Genomic DNA, 19,059 nt, shown 5'->3' with positions numbered 1-19,059 from the left:
TCCGGATGCAGGCATGGCGTGTGTACGAGAACGGCGAACCGCGCGCGGTGATGCGCCGCGAAGAGGTGGAACCGCCCACGCCCGGCGACGGCCAGGTCCTCCTGAAGGTCCGCGCGGCGAACGTCAACTTCCCCGACGCCCTGCTCTGCCGCGGCCACTACCAGGTGCGGCCCCCGCTGCCCTTCACCCCCGGCGTCGAGGTCTGCGCCGAGACCGGGGACGGGCGCCGGGTCGTCACCACCGCCGCCCTCCCGCACGGCGGCTTCGCCGAGTACGTCCTCGCCGACGCCGCCGGCCTCCTGCCCGCCCCGGAGGCGCTCGACGACGCCGAGGCCGCCGCGCTGCACATCGGCTACCAGACCGGCTGGTTCGGCCTGCACCGCCGCGCCGCCCTGAAGGAGGGAGAGACCCTCCTCGTCCACGCGGCGGCGGGCGGCGTCGGCAGCGCCGCCGTCCAGCTCGGCAAGGCGGCCGGCGCCACCGTCATCGGCGTCGTCGGCGGCCCGGAGAAGGCGGCCGTCGCCCGCGCCCTCGGCTGCGACCTGGTGATCGACCGCCACTCCGAGGACGTCGTCGCCGCCGTCAAGGCCGCCACCGGCGGCCGGGGCGCCGACGTGGTCTACGACCCCGTCGGCGGCGAGGCCTACCAGCAGTCCGCCAAGTGCGTCGCCTTCGAGGGCCGGATCGTGGTCGTCGGCTTCGCGAGCGGCACCGTCCCCGCACCCGCCCTCAACCACGCCCTGGTGAAGAACTACTCGGTCCTCGGCCTCCACTGGGGCCTGTACGCGGCGAAGGACCCGGCCTCCGTCGGCCGCTGCCACGAGACCCTGACCGCCTACGCGGCGAAGGGGCTGATCAAGCCGCTCATCGGCGAACGCGTCCCCTTCGCGGACGCGGCGGACGCCGTCCAGCGCGTCGCCGACGGCACCACCACCGGCCGCCTGGTCGTCCTCCCGGAAGGAGCCCGCGCATGACCGACGCCGAGGAACTCCGCTCCCGCACACGGCGGTTGCTCGCCGAGCACCCGCCCGCCACGACCGACCGCACCGACTTCCTCAAGGCCCGCTTCGACGCCGGACTCGCCTGGGTGCACTACCCCGCGGGCCTCGGCGGACTCGACGCGCCCCGCGCCCTCCAGGCCGTCGTCGACGCCGAACTCGCCGCCGCGGGCGCCCCCGACAACGACCCGCGCCGGATCGGCATCGGCCTCGGCATGGCCGCCCCCACCCTGCTCCAGTACGGCTCCGACGAGGTCAAGGAGCGCTTCCTGCGCCCCCTCTGGGTCGGCGAGGAGGTCTGGTGCCAGCTCTTCAGCGAGCCCGGCGCCGGCTCCGACCTCGCGGCGCTCGGCACCCGCGCCGTGCGGGACGGCGAGGACTGGGTGGTCGACGGGCAGAAGGTGTGGACCTCCAGCGCCCACCTCGCCCGCTGGGCCATCCTCATCGCCCGCACCGACCCGGACGCCCCCAAGCACCGGGGCATCACCTACTTCGTCTGCGACATGACCGACCCCGGGGTGGAGGTCAGGCCGCTGCGCCAGATCACCGGCGAGGCCGAGTTCAACGAGGTCTTCCTCACCGGCGTCCGCATCCCCGACGCCCACCGCCTCGGCGAGGTCGGCGACGGCTGGCGGGTCGCCCAGACCACCCTGATGAACGAGCGGGTCTCCATCGGCGGCGCCCGGATCCCCCGCGAGGGCGGCATGATCGGGAAGCTCGCCACGACCTGGCGCGAGCGCCCCGAGCTGCGCACCCACGAACTGCACCGGCGCCTCCTCGACCTCTGGGTCGACGCCGAGGTCGCCCGGCTCACCGGCGAACGCCTCCGCCAGCAGCTCGTCGCCGGACAGCCCGGCCCCGAGGGCAGCGCGACGAAGCTCGGATTCGCCCGGCTCAACCAGGCCATCAGCGGCCTGGAGGTCGAACTCCTCGGCGACGAGGGCCTGCTGTACGGCGAATGGGAGATGCGCCGCCCCGAGCTCGTCGACTTCACCGGCCGGGACGCCGGCTACCGCTATCTGCGCTCCAAGGGCAACTCGATCGAGGGCGGGACCAGCGAGGTGCTCCTCAACATCGTCGCCGAGCGGGTCCTCGGCCTGCCGCCGGAGCCCCGCAACGACAAGGACGTCGCCTGGAAGGACCTCGCGCGATGACTGATCTTCTGTACTCCGAGACCGAGGACGACCTGCGGGCGGCAGTCCGCGCCCTGCTCGCCGACCGGGCCGGCCACCGGACCCTGCTCGACCGGATCGAGACGGACGACCCGTACGTCCCCGGCCTCTGGAAGTCCCTCGCGGGCGATGTCGGAGCCGCCGGGCTCCTCGTCCCCGAGAAGCTCGGAGGCCAGGGCGCGAGCCACCGCGAGGCCGCGGTGGTCCTGGAGGAGCTGGGCCGCGCGGTGACGCCGCTGCCGTACCTCACGAGCGCGGTGGTGGCCACGGAGACGCTCCTCGGCCTGGCGGGGGAGGGCGGCGGCCCGGCCGTCGACCTCCTGGCGGAGCTCGCGAGCGGCCGGACGGTCGCGGTGCTCGCCGCACCCCTGGCGACCGCGCCGGACGCGGAGCCGTTCCCGCCCGCGGAACCGTCCCCGTCCGACGTGACCGGCGCCGGGCCGCTGCCCGCCCCCACCGTCGCGGGCGTCGCCGACGCCGTCGCGGCCGACGTCCTCCTCGTCCCGCGCGCCGACGGCCTGTACGCCGTACCGGCCGGAGAGGCGACCGTCGAGCCGCAGACCCCGCTCGACCTCACCCGTCCCCTCGCCCGCGTCACCCCGGAGCCCGGGAGCGGCACCCGGCTCGCCGACCGCGAGGCGGCCCGCGCGGCCGTCCGGCGCGGCCTCCTCGCCGGTGCGGGACTGCTCGCCTCCGAGCAGCTCGGCCTCGCCGCGTGGTGTCTGGAGGAGACCGTCCGGTACACCCGCGAACGCCACCAGTTCAACCGGCCCGTGGGCTCCTTCCAGGCCCTGAAGCACCGCATGGCCCAGCTCTGGCTGGACCTCGTCGGGGCCAGGGCCGCGGCCCGCGCCGCCGCCGACGCCCTCGCCACCGGCGCCCCGGACGCCCCGCTGACCGTGGCGGTGGCCCAGGCCTACTGCTCCAAGGTCGCGGTCCGCGCCGCCGAGGAATGCGTGCAGCTGCACGGCGGGATCGGGATGACCTGGGAGCACCCGGCGCACCTGGCACTGAAGCGGGCCAAGTCCGACCAGATCGCGCTCGGTTCGACGGGCCGGCACCAGGACGCGATCGCGACCCTGGCGGACCTGCCCGCGCCCGCCTGACGGAGCGGGGACCTCCGGGTGCGGGCCACGACCGCGTCCTGCTGAACCGCCGGTGCGACCGTACGGTCGCACCGGCAGGACCGCCTGGCCACCGGGCCCTGACCGAATCTCACCCGTATGGCCGCCCCGCCATACGCCCGGACGGACCGCGCATTCCGTCACACTGTCCGCCGAACGCCGCAATTCCGGTGCGGCGACGGAGGGACGTGAGAGCGATGGCCGTTTCCATTTCTGTCGTGGTGCTGCTGCTGGTACTGGCCGTGATCTTCCTGCGGAACGGCGGCCTCAAGGTCACGCACGCCCTCGTCTGCGCCCTGCTCGGCTTCTTCCTCGCCGGCACCAGCATGGCGCCCACCATCCACAACGGCGTGGCCGCCACCGCCGACGTGGTCTCCAGCCTCAGGCCCTGACCCGCCCCACGGGGGTTCGGATATCCGAACCCCCGATGCGGGGGCGGGCACGATCGACCCGACCCGCCGTGCCCGCCGAGGATGAGGGCATGGCTGAGACGACGACGGACACGAGGACGGCGACCGCCGCCCGCGCCGAGGACCTGCACCGCGCCTACGGGCGCGGCACCGCCTCCGTACACGCGCTGCGCGGGGTGTCGGTGACCCTCGCACCCGGCACCTTCACCGCCGTGATGGGCCCTTCCGGATCCGGCAAGACGACCCTGCTGCACTGCCTCGCCGGCATGGACCGCCCCACCCGCGGCACCGTCTGGTGGGGCGACACCGAGGTGAGTCGGCTCCCGGAACGGAAACTGGCGACACTGCGGCGCACCCGGATCGGCTTCGTCTTCCAGGCGTTCAACCTGATGCCGGCCATGACCGTCGCCCAGAACGTCGAGCTGCCCGGCCGCCTCGCCGGGGACCGCCCGGACCGCGGCCGCGTCCTCGACGCCCTCGCCCGCGTCGGTCTCGCCGGACGCGAACGGCACCGCCCCGGACAGCTCTCCGGCGGCCAGCAGCAACGCGTGGCCATCGCCCGCGCGCTCGTCTCCCGGCCCCCCGTCCTCTTCGCCGACGAACCCACCGGCGCGCTCGACCGGGCCACCGGACACGAGATCCTCGCCCTCCTGCGCGACGGTGTCGACCGGGACGGACGGACCTGCGCGATGGTCACCCACGACCCCGTCGCCGCCGCGTACGCCGACCGGGTGCTGCTCCTCGCCGACGGACGCGTGGTCGACGAACTGGACCGGCCCACCGCCGCCGGGATCGCGGCCCGCCTCGGCCGGCTGGGCGGGTGAGCTTCATGACCCTCCTCGCCCTCGGACAGCTGCGCCGGCGTCCGGCCGCCTTCGCCGGACTCGCCGTCGCGCTCTTCCTCCTCCTCGCCACGACGACCCTGTTCGGCTCGCTGTTCGCGACCGAGGCCACCGCACCCACCGCCCGCCGGGCACCGGTGGCCGGACCCGGGCTGAGGGTGATCGCGGGAGCCTTCGGCGAGATCGCCGTCCTGGTCGCCTTCTTCGTCGTCGTCAACGCGATCGGCTTCGCCCTGCGCCGACAGCACCGCGAGCTCGCGCTGCTGCGCACGATCGCGGCGACACCCCGTCAGGTACGGCGCCTGGTCCGCGTACAGATCGTCCTCACCGCACTCGCCGTGGCCGCGCCCGGCGCGCTCGCCGGCGTGTACGCCGCGCACGGCCTCCTCGGTGCCCTGCAGCGGCGGGGGATGGCCGCGCCGGCACTGGACGTGCCCGTGACGCCGCTGCCCGCCCTCGTCGCCCTGGCGATCACCCTCGCCGTCGGGCTCGCCGCCTCGGCCGTGGCGGTCCGGCGGATCTCCCGGATCGCGCCCGCGGCCGCGCTCACCGCGACCACCACCGAACAAGGACGGACCGGTCCACCGCGCCTCGTCGCCGGCGTCGCCGCCCTGGCGGGCGGCGGCCTGCTGCTGCGGCTGTCCGCCACACGGCCCCCGGACGAGCTGGACAAGGCGGGACAGGCGGCGCTGCTCGGCTCGCTCGTGCTGCTCGTGGCGGTCGGCCTGACCGGGCCGCTCGCGGCACGCGCCCTGGTCGCCGTCCTGGGCGCGCCCCTGCGGGCGCTGCTGCCCGGCACGGGCTGGCTCGCGGACGCCAACCTGCGCGGCCACGCCCGGCGGCTGACCTCCGCCGTGGTGCCGGTCGCGCTGCTCGTGGGCCTGTCGGCGACCATGACGATCATGACACGTACCGCCGAACGAGCGGCCGGACCGACCGGTGCCGCCTCCGCCACCGACGTCTGGCTGCGCCAGGCCGAACTGGCGCTCCTCACCTGCTTCGCCGCCGTCTCCACGATCAACACGGTCGTCGCCGTCACCGGGGAGCGTCGCCGCGAGTTCGCGCTGCTGCGCCTGGTCGGTGCGACGCGGCGCCAACTGCTGCGCATGCTCACCGCCGAGGCCCTGCTCACCACCGCGGTCGGCGTCCTCCTCGGCGCCACCGTCGCCGCGCTCGCCACCGCCGCCTTCAGCGCGGCGGCGACCGGCTCCGCGATGCCGTCCGTGCCCGCGGCGACCTGCGGCGCGATCGTCGCGGGCGCGGCCGCGCTGACCGTCCCGGGCATCCTCGGCTCCGGCCTGCGCGCGATCCGGGGCCCGGCGGCGGAACTCGTGGGCGGCGGCCGTGACTGACACGACGCACGGCGGCCCTCCGGAGAACCGGCCGTCCGACGACGAGCCCGCGCCGCGCGACGATCCGGGGGCGCGGAGCCCGGTGTCCGGTGGTGAACAGGGGGACGGTGCCGGGCCGTCCGGCGGTGCGGGGGCCGCCGCGGGCGGGTCCGGTGCCGGCCGGTCCGGCGTCGGCGGGTCCGACGCCGCGTCGTCCGACGCCGTCCGGCCCGCGGCCGGTGCCACCCGGCGACGGTACTTCTCCGTCCGCGCCGGCGAGTGGATGTTCGCCGTCCTGGGGCTGCCGGTCGCCCTGGTCTGCGGGGTGTACGCGCTGGCCGTCGTGTACGCGGGGACGCTGCTCTCGCTCACCGTGCTCGGCCTTCCGTTCGTGGTCCTCGCGCTGCTCGGCGCGCGTGGCCTCGGCGCCCCGCACCGGCGTCTGGTCGGTGCGCTGCTCGGCGCGCGCGTCGAGGCCCCGGCCGCACTTCCGTGCCCCGACGGCCTCCTCGCCCGCGGCCGGGCCGTACTGACCGACCCGGTCGCCTGGCGGACCCTGCTGTACCTCGTCCTGCGGCTGCCGCTCGGCGTCCTCGGCTTCGCCGCGGCGGTGGTGCTGCCCCTCGCGTGCGGATGGCTCATCGGCTTCCCGCTCTGGGGCCGCCTGCTGGAACCCGACTCCCCGCCGGGGGTCCGGCTGGACGGACCCTCCGTCCTCCTGGGCCTCGCCCTGCTGACCGCTGCGCCCGGGCTCCTGCGCCTCCTCGCCGGCGCGAACCGGCGGCTCGCGGGACTGCTCCTCGGTCCGGCCCGCGCCCAGCGCCGGGTCCGGGAGCTGGAGGCGGCCCGCGCCGCGCTGCTCGCGGAGAACGGCGACCGGCTGCGCCGCCTGGAGCGGGACCTGCACGACGGCACCCAGGCCCGGCTCGTGGCCCTGGCCATCACCCTCTCGCTGACCGAGGACGCGCTCGCTCCGGCCGCCGGCCCGGACCTCGCCCGGCTGCGGACCCTGCTGGACCGCGCCCGGAGCCAGACGGAGGAGACCGTCGCCGAGCTGCGGCTCCTCACCCGGGGCATCCATCCCGTCGCCCTGGACGGCGGTCTCGGGGAGGCACTGCCGGGACTTGCCGCCACCTCGCCCGTCCCCGTCACCGTCCGCATGGACCTCGCCGAACGCCCGGACGAGACCGTCGAGCGCGCGGTCTACTTCTGCGCGGCGGAGCTGCTCACCAACATCGCCCGGCACAGCGGTGCGCGGACGGCCGACCTCGCGGCCGTCGTGCGGGCCGGCCGGGTGCGTCTGACGGTCCGTGACGACGGGCGCGGTGGCGCGGCGCCCGGCGGCGGCACCGGGCTCGCCGGTCTGGCCCAGCGGCTCGCGGCGGTGGACGGCACCCTGCGGGTGGACAGTCCGCCGGGCGGCCCGACGGAGGTCACGGCCGAACTGCCCGCGAGACTGTGACCCCCTGCCGACCGCAGGCCGCGACCGGTCGGACGAAGCCGACGCCCACCCGCCGGCCAGGGTCGGCGGGCCGAGGAGGGGGGCGCCTCCGCAACCGGCCTCCGGCGGAGGAGCGAGGCCTTCACCCGCCGGCCCCCGGCGGCGGGGCGAGCACCGCCCTCACCCGCCGGTCTCCGACAGATAGGCCAGTACGGCCTTCACCCGGCGGTTGTCCGCCTCTGTGGCCGGCAGGCCGAACTTGGTGAAGACGGCGGCGACATGCTTCTCCACCGCCCGCTCCGAGACCACCAGCCGCTCGGCGACGGAGCGGTTGGAGTGGCCCTGGGCCATCAGCTCCAGGACCTCCCGCTCGCGCGGCGTCAGCGTGTTCAGCCGGCCGCCGCGCCCGCCGCGCACCAGCCGGTCGACCACCTCCGGGTCGAGCGCCGTCCCGCCGCCCGCCACCCGGCGCAGCGCGTCCACGAACTCGGAGGTGCGGGCGACGCGTTCCTTCAGGAGGTATCCGACGCCCGTCGCCCCGCCGGCGAGGAGCCGGGAGGCCCAGACGGTCTCGATGTGCTGGGAGAACACGAGGACGCCGACCTCGGGCGCGGTCGCCCGGATCTCCACGGCCGCGCGGATGCCCTCGTCGGTGTGGGTGGGCGGCATCCGGATGTCGACCACGGCGACGTCGGGCCGGTGCCGGGCCACCGCGGCGAGCAGCTCGTCCGCCGTTCCCGCGGTGGCCACCACCTCGCATCCGCGGGCGCCGAGCAGCTCGACCATCCCGTCCCGGAGGACGACGGAGTCCTCGGCCAGCACCACGCGCAGAGATCGTTCGGTCACCCCCTCATTATCGGCCCCGGTCAGGGACGTCTTCCGGTCCGCTCGTGGACGCCGCATGAAAGCAGGGGCGGTTCCGTGTACTTCTCACCCGCTCCCGCCACCGCGCGGCCCGTGCCCCGCCCAGCACCCGTACCTCGCCCCCGACGGCCGCAGCGGCATGCACGCCGACGGCGCGGGCAGCGGCACCTGGTTGTGGCGCCAGGACTTCCGCACTACGGCGCACACCGCGGAGAGCGCAGGCTCCAGCGGCCCGAGGGCTCTTCGACCGGCCCGCCGTGCTGTCCGGCTACAGTGGGCGGGCCCGTTGAGTGGCATAGCGAATTCGTGCGGAGAGGGGCAGCGGGGAATGAGTGTGGTGGAGAGCTGGTCCCGCGTCATGGATCTCCTCCGGGAGCATGCTCCGGCCGATCACGCGGACCTGCCCGGCCCGGCCTCGGAGCGGATGCTCGCGGACGCCGAGGAGCGCATGGGCGTCTCCTTGCCTCAGGACCTGCGGGCGTGGCTGCTGCAGAACAACCTGGATCTTCCCGAGGACGAGGTGGACGACGACGTCGCCTGCTGCGGTTACGACGGGTTCCCGGACGAGGGGAGCTTCTTTCTGGGCATCCGGGCGATGGAGAAGCTCTACGCGAATCACCCCTTGTCCGGTGGGGACGAATGGCGCGAGGAGTGGATCCCGTTCCTGTCGGATCAGGACGCCTGGACGGGGAAGTTCATCGATGCGACGGACGGACGTGTCGGAAGATGGTTCGTGGGTGAGCCCACGATCACCGGCGAGTACGCGTCATTGGCCCACTACTTCGACTCCGTGGCGGAGATCCTGACGAGGATCGGCGCGGGTGACCATCCGGTCTGTTCCGTTGTCGATGGGCGACTCGTCTGGTCGTGAGGCCGCGACGCCGTGAAACAGAGGTGCCCCCCGGAACCGAAGAACGGCCGGGGGGCACTTCTCATGGTCCGGTTACGGAGCGGACGCGGTGAATCCGTCGAGGTCGACCCAGTAGCCGTCGTCCTCCATCAAGCGCTGTTCCTTGATGAAGGCGCCGAACGGCCGCATCGACTGGGTGTTCTGCCAGTTCGACATCGAGGACCGGCCACACGGCTCCTTCCACGTCGGTGCAGGGGCATCCGGGCGGAGAAGGAGCGTCATGGTGTCGTCGGCGTTGCGCCGGAGGTACGTCTGCACACACTCCTTGCCGCTGTAGGCGACGGGGTTGGGGCCCGCGGAGTTTCCGGCGCTCTGGGCCGCGTTGGCGAAGACGAACTCATCACAGCTCTTCAAGTCGGTCTGTGGCGAGCCTGACTCCAGGCTCCACATGTCGCTGAAGTCACCGGTGCCACTGTAGGCCTTCCACTGCCTGGCGCAGATGAGCTGGCGGTTGCGGTCCGACTGGACCTTGCCGGAACCGTCGACGGACATCTTGTTGCCCAGGTAGGTGAGCGACTTGCCGCTGCTGCGCTGACCCCACTTGATGTTGGTCTTGCGCCACATCATGTCGATGTGTGCCGCGGCCCCGGGGTACTTCTTGGAGTTCATGACATACGTCGGCTTGTAGCCGGGGAACACACAGCCGGTGCCCGCGCCGGAGACCTCGGTGTCGCAGCGGATGATCAGCTGGCCACTCTCGAATTCGGACGGATTGACGACCGTAGTGCTGTTGACCTTGCCGCCGAGGGACAGGTACGGGGTGATCGGGTTCCTGGTGGCGCCCCCGCTGGGCGTCCACTTGAACCGCGTGACGACGGTCCGCCGGAGCGTGTCGCCCTTGGCGAAGGTCTTCGACCCGTTCCAGTCGACGCTGGTGACGTCGCAGTAACCGCGGCACTTGGCCGCGAAGTCGAAGGTGGCGGAGTTCACCGAACCGTCCATCGACTTCAGCCGGATCTCGGCGACCTGCGAGAACTCGGCACTCTTCGGGTCGAGGAAGTACGTCACGTAGACGTCGAACGCCGCGCTTCCGAGCGGGACGACCGGGACGGTGTTCGAGTACTCCGTCATCCCGTAGTCGCTGTGGATACAGGCGGTGGTGCGCTTGCGGCCGAGGGAGTGGTTGACCGTCGAGCACGTCGCGGTGCCCAGGGATGCCATCGGCGCCACCGTGGCGGTTTTCGCCGAGAAGCTGCGGGCCGCGGCGAAGGAGCCGTTGGTGACGTCCTCGTCCGGCTCGACCGGCGCCGGATCCGGAGCGGTCAGGTCGGCCTTCATGCTGCCGGTCAGCGCCTCACCTTGGTACGTGCCCGGTACGAACGCCACCGCGTCGAAGGCGATGTCCACCGACCCGTTGCCACCGCTGAAGTTGTCGAGCCGCACCTCGGGGATCTGGTCACCGAACTCATAGGCGCCCAGGTCCACCCACTTGTTGGCCTGGTTCGCCGCCTGCGAGATCGCCGCCTCCTCTTCCCCTTCGGGCGTCTGGATCCGGTACACGGCGTTGGTGGTCTGCGCCCCGTGGTCGGGTATGTGCGCGAAGATCTTCGCCTGGCGCGTGGTGTTGGTCAGCGGAGCGTTCAGCTTCCACGTGCCGGTCACCTTCAGACGCTCGGCGTCGGCCGGGTTCGCCTCGGGCGAGCGGGTGTGCGTGAACCAGAAGTGGTTGCCGTAGCCCGCACCGATCTGATGCGTGTCGATCTTCCCCGGATACGTGGTGACGGTGGTCGGGTTGTCCGTACCGTCGTTGGTGAGATCCATCTGGGTGTCCCACGGGACGTACGTGAAGTCGAAGGTGCCGCTCGACTTCACCGCCCCGCATCCCCGCTTGGCGTCCACGCCGGCGGGTACGGTCCCGTCCGCCAGGTCGTCGACCACCAGGGCGCCGGCAGGCAGAGCCGTGGTGGCGCAGTCCGGCGGGTAGGAGCCGGCATCCGGCTGCTCGCCGTAGGACGTCGAGAAGCGGTGCACACCGTTGCCGCACTTGGCCCCCGTGGTGCAGTTCTTCCACTGCGCCTCGGTGACCGGCTGGTTCCACCAGCAGTGCAGCCAGTGCGGGTTGGTCTTGCTGTTGCCCGCGTCCAGGGTGCAGGCACCCAGGCCCGGGTCGTTGGAGTCGTTGTCGCCGATCTTGGCCGGGTTGCAGTTGTTCGACGCGTTGCAGAACAGGTCGATCGGAGGCTTGGCGCTCGCGCGGTCCGCGTTGGTGTTCCACCATGCGCCCTTGTAGCCCGCCTGGAAGTCACCGGGAGCGAACATCGCCGAGATCGGGCGTGCCGCCCAGCCGATCACCTTCTCCTCGTACGGCCAGTCCTGCGGGTGCGCGGCGTGGCTGTAGTCGTCCTTGGAGGGGTCGGTGGCGTGCTGCAGGAACGGCACCCGGTTGGCCTTCCACAGCGGGTTGGCCGGGTTGTTCGTCCAGCCCACGCCCCAGTGCCCCGCGGAGTCGGCGGTGTCGTAGAAGCCGGAGTTGTACGCCCACAGGGCGAAGAACCAGTTCTCGATCCACCTGGGGTGGCCGCCGTTGATCTTCATCCCGGCGTTGTAGGTCTGGTTCCACTTCTCGGACAGGATGCGCACCCCGGCGGCGATGTTCGCCGTGTAGTCGAGGGCGACGGCTTCCTGCGCGACCGTCGACAGAGCGGTCTCGCCCGGCTTGGTCTTGCCCGCCAGGCGCATGCCGTCGGTGGCCTGGGTGATGCCGTAACCGCAGTCGGCGTCCGCCCAGTCGATCCGCCAGGGGTCGAGCTGCTCGCCCGAAGCGGCGTAGTCGACACCGTAGTAGTTGCCGATCAGGGAGTTGGCGGTGACACCGGGCACGGCGAAGCGGGTGGCCTGCCACATGTTCGACTCCTGCGCGGTGATGCCGAGCATCACCTGCGCGGGAATGTGCCACTTGTCGGTGACGGCCGGGTCCTCGTTGTCGAGCTTGCCGTTGGGGTCACCGGCCAGGACGGTCGGCGGGAACAGGCCCTGGGGCTGGTAACCGCCGGCGATGCCGGTGTTCTTCCAGTTGCTGTCGCGGTAGAAGTTCAGCGAGCCGACGACCGCCTGGTCCACGGCCCACTCGACCTGCCGCGGTGTGGGCTGGAACGCCTGCTTCTTCGGGTCGTTGCGGGCCACCGCGCAGTAGCGTTCCCCGGTGCCTTCGCTCGGGCTGTCGGCCTGCGCGGTGAGGGCCTGGGTACGGGCGGTCCGCGTGGACGGGCCGTCCGTGCTCTTCCTGCCCGTGTCCGGGCCGGAGCCGACCGGGCCGCCGGTGCGCAGAGCGGGGGACAGCGCGTGCCCCTGTGCCCCGTCGCCCACGCGGTGCGCGCCGGGGCGCAGGTCGAGGGTGACGGACCTGCCCGAGTCCAGCATGCGCAGGGCCGTACGGGCGGGGCGCGGCTTGGCGGCGTCCTCCGGGTTGACCAGGGTGGTCTTCCCGTCGGACCAGGTGGTGGTCAGGGCCGCCTGGGCGTGGCTGGAGATCGCGGCGCCCTTGGGGAGCCCGCCGGGGTTGTGCACCCGCTTGGGCAGGGCCTTGGAGGTGGCGTCACCGGTGACGAACACCTCGCCGCGCGCCGAGCGGGTCAGGTCCCAGGCGTACAGCCCGCCGGAGGCGACGGTGACGGGCTCGGTCTTCCTGCCCTGCCTCACCTTCGTACGGTCCAGGTGCTTGGCCCAGGCGGCCGGCTTGACGGACGCCTTCTTGTCCAGCTCGCGGTCGATGAAGGTGATGCCGCCGTCGGCGTCGGCGGTGATCTGGAATGGCACCGTGGTGGTGGACGCCAGGGTCTTCTCGGCCGTGCCGTTGATCCGTACCAGCTTGTTGCCGTGGGCGGCGACGATGCCCTCGCGGGTGGGGATCGCCGAGGTGACCTGGCCGGCGAGCGTGACCGGCTTCGACTCCTTGCCGGTGGCCGCGTCGACGGTGATCAGACGGGTCTGCTGCTTTGCGTCGCCGTCATGGCTGAGCTGGGTGAACACCGCCTGATCTCCCTGGCCGCAGCCGGGCGAGAAGTAGGCGAGCGACGACTGGAACGGCAGCTTGGTGACCTTGCCCGAGGTCAGGTCTACCACCGCGGTGAAGGCACCGCGCACCATCAGCTCGGGCTTGTTGGTGAACATCCGGGGCGCGTACGAGACGGCCGCGTACTTGCCGGACTCGGTGACGCAGTGGTTGCCGATCCAGGTGTCCGAGGCGAAACCGTCCTCGAACAGGCTCGCCACCGTGCGGAGTTGGTAGCCGTCCCTCTCCTTGCCCGCAAGGAGGTGGAAGCCGGTGCCGTCACCGGTCGTGGTGACCGCGGTGTCCGCGGATTTCTCGTAGCCCTTGCCGAGCAGGCCGGCGCGGTCCTTCGCGGGGATCACGGAGGGCTTCTGGGGCAGCTTCTTCTGCTGCTGGGCGGTATCGCTCCACCCCTGCGCCGCGCTCTTGGGCGGCTTCGGTTCCCCGGCCTGCGCGGGCAGGCTCAGCGGTATCGCCAGCGCTGTGGTCACCGCAAGGGTGACCGGCACGCGCCGACGAAAACGTATCTGTCTCAACTGTGTTCCTTCTCTGGTTACTTGACGGCCTTCGCGGCCGCAAGGACCTCGCCCATCCGCTTCTTGACGGCGGCGAGCCGGTCCTTGTTCTCCTCGATCAGCCGCTTCTGGACGGCCGACTCCTCCTTGAACCAGACCTCGATCAGACGGGTCTGCTCCTTGCAGTCGATGTCGTCCAGTGCGAGCTCGATCGCGTTCTTGGTGGTGCCGTCGCCGTCGGCGTAGCCCTGCTCCATCGCCCGGTACGGATCGGCGGCCTTGCGGCCCTTGCCCTTCATGCAGGCCGACCAGCTCTTGAGGGCCTTCTCGACCGGCTTCAGCGGCCGGGACTCGGAGAGGCTTGTCGAGGCGAGGTGGGAGACGAAGCCCGCGTCCCCCTCGTTCACCTTGAGCCGCCGCTTCGACCAGCCGGCGCAGCCGCCCTCGTGCAGCTTCTTTCCGTTGTACTCGGCGCGCGCGGGCTCCGGGACCCCGCCGAAACGGCCGACGCTGACCTTGGCACCCTTGGGCGGGGCGAACTCGGGCTTCTTCTGCCCGGTCAGGACCTCCACCTCGACGCCTGAAAGCCCCTTCTCGACGGGTTCGAGGCTCCGGGTCAGCTCCTTCGGCAGCCCGTACCCGTACTTCTGCGCCTGTGCGCGGTCGCTGATCCCGTAACGCCGCTCGATCGAGAGGGCGTTGCTGTAGGGCGGCGGGTTCGCGCCGGGACGTGGCAGATCGACGGTCAGCCCGTACTCGGACATGCACCGCGTCTGCAGGGTGCGCAGCGCGGTGTCGACGACGACCTGGTCCGCGTAGGAGGGCAGGTAGGACTCAAGGGGCAGCTCCAGGCCCTTGACCAGTCCGGAAGTGGGCACCTCCGCAGGCCAGTTGGCCCGATCGACCGGAGCCTTGTCCTCCGCCGGACCGGAGGCCGATCCGGACGAGGAGCAGGCGCCGAGCGAGATTGCCGCGAGCATGACAGTGGTGGCGACGGTCGTTCGCCTGAGGACGTGCATGGGTTTTCCTTCTCTACGTGACGTGAGGTGGTCCACGTGCGTGGCGCATGCCGGCCGTGCTCCTCGCACTCAGTGGCGCAGCGCCTCTACCGGCGTGATGCGGGGAGCTCTCCAGGCCGGATGCAGGCCGGCCGGCAGACCGGTCGCCAGGCCGAATCACCGATCACACCGGTCACGGTGAACGCCTCGTCGCCGATGAAGACCGCCGGCTGGGCCTCGACGGTTGAGGTACCGAGCTGGGCGGCGATCCCTGACCCGACAACTGCCATACGCCGGCGGGTTCTGTCGTGTCAGACATCGAAATTCCTGCCCCGGACAATCGTGGAAGTCGCACTCAGGGCGCTGAAACGCTCGTCGATCTGCGACGAGGCTGTTGATGTCAATACCAGGACGGCCGCGAAGGTGCCCACTCCCGGAACCGTCCCCACGGACGTGAGCAATGAGAAGGCGGGGCGCTGCAGCATGCCGGCACTCGACTCCGCCGGCACGTCTCGTACGGAGAATCGCGTGACGGGTAGGGACCGAACGTTGTGGCGACCTCGGCTCAGTCGCACCATTGGCGTGGGTTTGCGCCTCACCTCCCTACCTCTTCCGTGAGTCGTCCGTCGCGGACGGTGATCGTTCGTTCGTCCTACTGGGCCGCTGCCGGATCGTGCGTAATGACAAGAAATGAATAGGCGCCGCCCGTATGGGGTCGACCTCAAAGGCAGGAAAACGGCTTCCTTTGATTTCACCCGAGCCGAGGGGGATCGTGCGCATCTGAGCGATAGCCGCACGGCGAGCGTCAACACTCGCATGAGTTGCGATACAGGCCGCACGAGCCCCCCCGGGCCTGCTGAAATCAACGTGGTTCCACCCTACACTCCGGGGGGACCAATTCAAGATCCATAAAGCTGACCTGTCATGCGATCAGGGGCATACGGGATGACTGCTGATCTTTGGCGTCGCTTTGACGGGCCCTCGACTGCGCAATCACGAACTCGCTCAGTTCTGAGACGAGTTGAGCCGCAGCAGCCCCGGACCTGTTCGAACAAGGGATGCGGTGGTACGAAGCCGCGTACGTGCTCAGGGCGACGCCGCGCCCAGTCGGCGGTGCAGGGCTCCGTCGTCCTCGTGCTTGACCCGACGTGGTCGGCATGGGCCCGGCGCGGCGTTCGTGATGGTTCGGCAGACGCACGCGCAGGCACAGCCACCGGCGATCGCGGAGGCCCGCAGGTGGGCCCTCGCGCGTGTGGCCGAGCCGATCCACCAGCCGTTCGGGCATCGGTACACCCCGCGGGGGGGTACGTGGAGGTGGATCGTTCCGGACGGGTTGTGGGAGATCGCGAAGCCGCTGATCCCGCCCTCTCGGGTGCGGCCGCAGGGTGGCGGGACGCCGGACGCACCTGATGGACGCTGTTCGCCGCGATCCTCTACGTGCTCGACTCCGCCCACGTCAGGGCGAAGGGGGGTGAACTCACCGGTCCGAGCCCCGTGGATCGAGGCAGGCCGGGTTCCAAGACGCACGCCCCGGCGGACGCGAACTGCCTGCCCCTCCTCGTCGGCCTCTCGACTGCCCACACCCACGACAGCCAGGCCCTGAAACCCATGATCATGGGTGGCCCCTGCGCGTCGGTCAGAACGTGCAGTCTGCTGACCGCTTTGCCTCGGTCGACCGGCGCGGTGCCGCCGCCCTGCGGGCGCGAGCGGAAGGACGGCAGCACCGGCTCGACCGATGCCCATAGATCATCCGGCACGAGCCGCTGCGACAGATCCCCACCCACGAACGATCATGATGCCGCTGCCGGCCACCCGGCGACGGCTGGTGAAGTCGTTGGGCTGGTTGCCCTCGCCACCTCAGAATGGGCGCATGGCTCCTCTTTCCATCGACCCGCGCTCGTTGAACGCCGACGAGCGCGCAGTGCTTGAACACATCCTGTCGGCGGAGTTCGATGGCGCGTCGCAACTGCGGAATCAGCTGGACCGCACCGAGGTGACCGCTGTCTGGGGGCCTGGCTCCGTGAGCGTCGATCTGCAGGTCCGGGAACCGTGCGAGCATGCGGCACTGCCGACCGAGCTCGTTCCCGTGGACGCGCACGTCCATGACCCGTCCGGCGCCTACGTCGGCGAGGTCCTCGTGTGGACGGACCAGGGAGCCACGCTCGCGGCCCTGGAGTTCGCCTGGGTCACCGACGAGATGCCCACGTCCCTCCCGACCGTCGTGGGCGGCCGGCTCAGCCGGCCAGCCTGACAGACCGTCCCCTGAGCGCCTACCGCTCTACAGCAGGCAAGATCGCCACGTGAGACACCGTCTGACTTGCGGCGGACTGAACGAACAACGCCCCCGCCTGCTGTGGAGCTACTGAACTTGAACTCGTGATGTCGGTCGACTCGTGGTGGCGGCGTCAGGGTCCGAGACGTCGGCTGTTACCGGCTCGGGTTCAGGACGACGGCTGTAGCCAGCGCCGCGCCGCGGAGAGGTTCACCTCGACGTCATCGCTCCAAGAACAGACCTCCAGCCATGAGAGGTAGCCGCCTTGCGCGAAGACCAAGACCTCACCAGGGCACTCGCCGGTTTCGGTGAACAGCTGTACGTCGGCAGCCACGACGGTGCCGGGGCCCGTTGGCGCGGGCTCCAACGCGTCGGCGTCAAGGTCGAAGTAGGCAGTGCCGCACCCACACCTGCAGCGGGATCGCACCCTGAGTCGGGGCACCTGCCGTCGGAGGGCGACGTGAATCGGCTCGTCCGGGTTCAGGACGAGGCCAAGCACGTCGGCTACATCCTCGGGCAGACTTTCAGGCATGCCGCCACCGTAGCCGACCAGCAGCTTCGGGCTTCGACCGATTTCGGGTCCGTCGACCCGACGCTCACAGGGCCAGGTCGGTGCCGCCGGCCAGCTGTCAGGCGAACGGCACCGACATCACTCAATCGAGTTCAGTAGCGGGCGAGGGTCCAGTTCGTGAGGCGGTCCACGATGTCGAGAACCGACCTGCGTGCCCCGGCGGAGATGAACGCGAAGACGACGAACGAGGGGATGAGCGCCACGACCACGACCAACGCGGGCAGCAGACGGACCACGACGGTGCAGAAGTCCAGCAGGGCGCGGAGGGTCCGGGTCTGAGACAGGAGGTCGATCAAACGGTCCAGCAAAGTGCACTCCTCGGATACGCGAGCGGGGTCACCTGGTGTCCGACTGAGGGCATACGTCTCCCTCGGACGGTGCCTTGTCAGGGCAACCAAGTTGATGAAGAACCCCGCTGGCCCGCGTTTCACGAGTCAGCGGCAGGTTCGAAACCTGCTGCGCATCCCTGTCTCCCTGCATGTCGACCTACGGCGCCGGACAACAGTCCGGCGGGCAGCTGAATTTACTGACCGCCACACTGTCATTCAAGGGCGAATTTTAGTCACTGTCTAGAAACGCTCGAAGCTACTGCCTGAGCTTGCATGCGTGATGTCGGCCAGTCGTCCGTGATCAGGCCGGTTGCGTTCATCCTGCCTGGGATCGACCCGGTGCGGTCCGTAGACGGGTGACATAGGCACGGTTGCGGGCCCGGACAGCCAGGCGTTCCCCGGCCTCGATGAGCACCGCGGCTCTGGCTTCCTCTCCGGCGTTGAACGCCGCCGGAGAGAAGAGGTCGCTGGCTCTGACGTGGCGTTCCCAGTCGTCCTGCCAGAACTCCACCGTCCAGCCCGGCCACAACTCTGGTACCTGGTAAGCCTGTGGCGAGGAGTAGAGGGACCACCAGCCCAGACGGCGGCGTTCCGGGTCGAGATGGATGCCGGAGTTGACGTGCAGGTGGCAGCCTCCGTGCCCGGGGGCGTCTGCCAGGCGGTCGAGCAGGGTGGCGCCCTCGCGGACAGGGTGGTCGAAGGCGTCAGAGGCGACGTGGCAGCGGCCGGTGCTGACCGTGATCACCACACCGCCCGGATCGGGCCCGGCCAAGTCCTCGTCGTCGGGGGCGAGGAACGGGGCCACAGAGGGGGCCGAATCGCGGCAGCGGACGTACTCCGGGTCCAGCCCCACGTACTCACGCAGTTCGGCCGAGCCGTCGTACAGCCAGCGGACCTCCCAGCCCGGCCACGCGGCTCGGATCAGCTCGAACACGGCCGCGCGGTGGCGGAGCTCAGTGCTGGGCCCCTCCCAGGCGAAGAACAGGAGTACCTTCCGGCCGAGGTCGAGCAGTATCCCGCCCTGGGCCATGGTGTCGTCCAACCACCAGCCGTCCTGGCGGAGTCCGGGAAGCATGGCGAGAACCGGCGTCGGCCCTTCCAGCAGGTCGAGGTCGATTCCGACCGCCCAGCCGGTCCGGTACAGCTCATGTGTGCCGTTCTCGCGGACCACGATGACGTTGGCTCTGTCTCCCATCGAGTCAGGATGACCGGGCGGGAGGCTGTCGGCCATCCGTTTTAGGCGGCTTCGAGGCTCCGGTGTGTCCAGAGAGCGAAGGCGTGCCGACAGGGT

The 19,059-nt window shown here is 71.2% G+C and carries 15 protein-coding genes and 1 pseudogene; 10 read left to right on the top strand and 6 right to left on the bottom strand.

What is annotated here, in order from left to right:
- Window positions 1-5: 5 nt before the first annotated feature.
- The 7 genes from ACIGW4_RS02585 (at window position 6) to ACIGW4_RS02555 (ending at window position 7,339) form a co-directional block, all read left to right on the top strand.
- Window positions 6-974, top strand: a complete 969-nt coding sequence (locus ACIGW4_RS02585) for an NADPH:quinone oxidoreductase family protein (protein ID WP_399577995.1) — start codon at window positions 6-8, stop codon at window positions 972-974.
- Window positions 971-2,152: an acyl-CoA dehydrogenase family protein gene (locus tag ACIGW4_RS02580; protein ID WP_398706554.1), complete on the top strand. Its 1,182-nt coding sequence runs from the start codon at window positions 971-973 to the stop codon at window positions 2,150-2,152. The genes ACIGW4_RS02585 and ACIGW4_RS02580 overlap by 4 nt, the downstream gene beginning before the upstream one ends.
- The gene (locus tag ACIGW4_RS02575; protein WP_399577992.1) at window positions 2,149-3,276 is read left to right on the top strand and encodes an acyl-CoA dehydrogenase family protein; all 1,128 of its coding nucleotides are present in this window, start codon (window positions 2,149-2,151) and stop codon (window positions 3,274-3,276) included. The genes ACIGW4_RS02580 and ACIGW4_RS02575 overlap by 4 nt, the downstream gene beginning before the upstream one ends.
- A gap of 215 nt (window positions 3,277-3,491) precedes the next feature.
- Window positions 3,492-3,686, top strand: coding sequence for a hypothetical protein (locus tag ACIGW4_RS02570; protein WP_123457658.1), 195 nt, complete (start codon window positions 3,492-3,494; stop codon window positions 3,684-3,686).
- 89 nt (window positions 3,687-3,775) lie between these two features.
- Complete coding sequence (locus tag ACIGW4_RS02565) at window positions 3,776-4,528, top strand: ABC transporter ATP-binding protein (RefSeq protein ID WP_123456951.1); 753 nt, start codon at window positions 3,776-3,778, stop codon at window positions 4,526-4,528.
- Window positions 4,529-4,533: 5 nt separating this feature from the next.
- Complete coding sequence (locus tag ACIGW4_RS02560) at window positions 4,534-5,898, top strand: FtsX-like permease family protein (RefSeq protein WP_398706558.1); 1,365 nt, start codon at window positions 4,534-4,536, stop codon at window positions 5,896-5,898.
- The gene (locus tag ACIGW4_RS02555) at window positions 5,891-7,339 is read left to right on the top strand and encodes a sensor histidine kinase (RefSeq protein ID WP_399577989.1); all 1,449 of its coding nucleotides are present in this window, start codon (window positions 5,891-5,893) and stop codon (window positions 7,337-7,339) included. Before ACIGW4_RS02560 ends, ACIGW4_RS02555 begins: the two co-directional genes overlap by 8 nt.
- 159 nt (window positions 7,340-7,498) lie before the next feature.
- On the opposite strand, the gene ACIGW4_RS02550 is transcribed toward ACIGW4_RS02555, so the two are convergent.
- Complete coding sequence (locus ACIGW4_RS02550) at window positions 7,499-8,164, bottom strand: response regulator transcription factor (protein ID WP_123456953.1); 666 nt, start codon at window positions 8,162-8,164, stop codon at window positions 7,499-7,501.
- A gap of 346 nt (window positions 8,165-8,510) precedes the next feature.
- Here ACIGW4_RS02550 and ACIGW4_RS02545 point away from each other — a divergent pair, with 346 nt between their 5' ends.
- Window positions 8,511-9,053: an SMI1/KNR4 family protein gene (locus ACIGW4_RS02545; protein WP_359591180.1), complete on the top strand. Its 543-nt coding sequence runs from the start codon at window positions 8,511-8,513 to the stop codon at window positions 9,051-9,053.
- A 72-nt stretch (window positions 9,054-9,125) separates the two neighbouring features.
- Here the strand turns inward: ACIGW4_RS02545 and ACIGW4_RS02540 are convergent, their stop codons facing one another.
- Together ACIGW4_RS02540 and ACIGW4_RS02535 are read right to left on the bottom strand one after the other, a co-directional pair.
- Window positions 9,126-13,592, bottom strand: a complete 4,467-nt coding sequence (locus ACIGW4_RS02540; protein ID WP_399577986.1) for a hypothetical protein — start codon at window positions 13,590-13,592, stop codon at window positions 9,126-9,128.
- Between the two features lie 44 nt (window positions 13,593-13,636).
- The gene (locus ACIGW4_RS02535) at window positions 13,637-14,617 is read right to left on the bottom strand and encodes a hypothetical protein (protein ID WP_399577984.1); all 981 of its coding nucleotides are present in this window, start codon (window positions 14,615-14,617) and stop codon (window positions 13,637-13,639) included.
- A gap of 1,243 nt (window positions 14,618-15,860) precedes the next feature.
- Here ACIGW4_RS02535 and ACIGW4_RS02530 point away from each other — a divergent pair.
- Window positions 15,861-16,216: pseudogene (locus tag ACIGW4_RS02530) on the top strand (hypothetical protein); the annotation flags it as partial.
- A 250-nt stretch (window positions 16,217-16,466) separates the two neighbouring features.
- Window positions 16,467-16,847 (top strand): hypothetical protein, encoded by a 381-nt coding sequence (locus ACIGW4_RS02525; RefSeq protein ID WP_399578188.1) that lies wholly within the window; start codon window positions 16,467-16,469, stop codon window positions 16,845-16,847.
- A 190-nt stretch (window positions 16,848-17,037) separates the two neighbouring features.
- On the opposite strand, the gene ACIGW4_RS02520 is transcribed toward ACIGW4_RS02525, so the two are convergent.
- From ACIGW4_RS02520 to ACIGW4_RS02510, 3 genes are all read right to left on the bottom strand, one after another.
- Entirely contained in the window at window positions 17,038-17,400 is a 363-nt protein-coding gene (locus ACIGW4_RS02520; RefSeq protein ID WP_398706568.1) for a hypothetical protein, read from the bottom strand.
- Window positions 17,401-17,531: 131 nt separating this feature from the next.
- On the bottom strand, window positions 17,532-17,747 hold the full coding sequence (locus ACIGW4_RS02515) for a hypothetical protein (protein ID WP_359591171.1): 216 nt from the start codon (window positions 17,745-17,747) through the stop codon (window positions 17,532-17,534).
- 337 nt (window positions 17,748-18,084) lie between these two features.
- Window positions 18,085-18,963, bottom strand: a complete 879-nt coding sequence (locus tag ACIGW4_RS02510; protein ID WP_399577980.1) for a hypothetical protein — start codon at window positions 18,961-18,963, stop codon at window positions 18,085-18,087.
- Window positions 18,964-19,059 lie beyond the last annotated feature (96 nt).

It is taken from the genome of Streptomyces sp. NPDC053513 (assembly GCF_044544765.1).
Classification (GTDB): Bacteria; Actinomycetota; Actinomycetes; order Streptomycetales; family Streptomycetaceae; genus Streptomyces; species Streptomyces litmocidini.
The sequence above is the reverse complement of the archived record's forward strand: the minus strand, read 5'-3'. Positions and strand labels throughout refer to the sequence as shown.

What these genes read in the sequence shown, in the direction of transcription:
- ACIGW4_RS02585 (WP_399577995.1), top strand. Translation starts at nt 6, where the DNA reads ATGCAGGCATGGCGTGTGTACGAGAACGGCGAACCGCGCGCGGTGATG.
- ACIGW4_RS02580 (WP_398706554.1), top strand. Translation starts at nt 971, where the DNA reads ATGACCGACGCCGAGGAACTCCGCTCCCGCACACGGCGGTTGCTCGCC.
- ACIGW4_RS02575 (WP_399577992.1), top strand. Translation starts at nt 2,149, where the DNA reads ATGACTGATCTTCTGTACTCCGAGACCGAGGACGACCTGCGGGCGGCA.
- ACIGW4_RS02570 (WP_123457658.1), top strand. Translation starts at nt 3,492, where the DNA reads ATGGCCGTTTCCATTTCTGTCGTGGTGCTGCTGCTGGTACTGGCCGTG.
- ACIGW4_RS02565 (WP_123456951.1), top strand. Translation starts at nt 3,776, where the DNA reads ATGGCTGAGACGACGACGGACACGAGGACGGCGACCGCCGCCCGCGCC.
- ACIGW4_RS02560 (WP_398706558.1), top strand. Translation starts at nt 4,534, where the DNA reads ATGACCCTCCTCGCCCTCGGACAGCTGCGCCGGCGTCCGGCCGCCTTC.
- ACIGW4_RS02545 (WP_359591180.1), top strand. Translation starts at nt 8,511, where the DNA reads ATGAGTGTGGTGGAGAGCTGGTCCCGCGTCATGGATCTCCTCCGGGAG.
- ACIGW4_RS02535 (WP_399577984.1), bottom strand. Translation starts at nt 14,617, where the DNA reads ATGCACGTCCTCAGGCGAACGACCGTCGCCACCACTGTCATGCTCGCG.
- ACIGW4_RS02525 (WP_399578188.1), top strand. Translation starts at nt 16,467, where the DNA reads ATGGCTCCTCTTTCCATCGACCCGCGCTCGTTGAACGCCGACGAGCGC.
- ACIGW4_RS02520 (WP_398706568.1), bottom strand. Translation starts at nt 17,400, where the DNA reads ATGCCTGAAAGTCTGCCCGAGGATGTAGCCGACGTGCTTGGCCTCGTC.
- ACIGW4_RS02510 (WP_399577980.1), bottom strand. Translation starts at nt 18,963, where the DNA reads ATGGGAGACAGAGCCAACGTCATCGTGGTCCGCGAGAACGGCACACAT.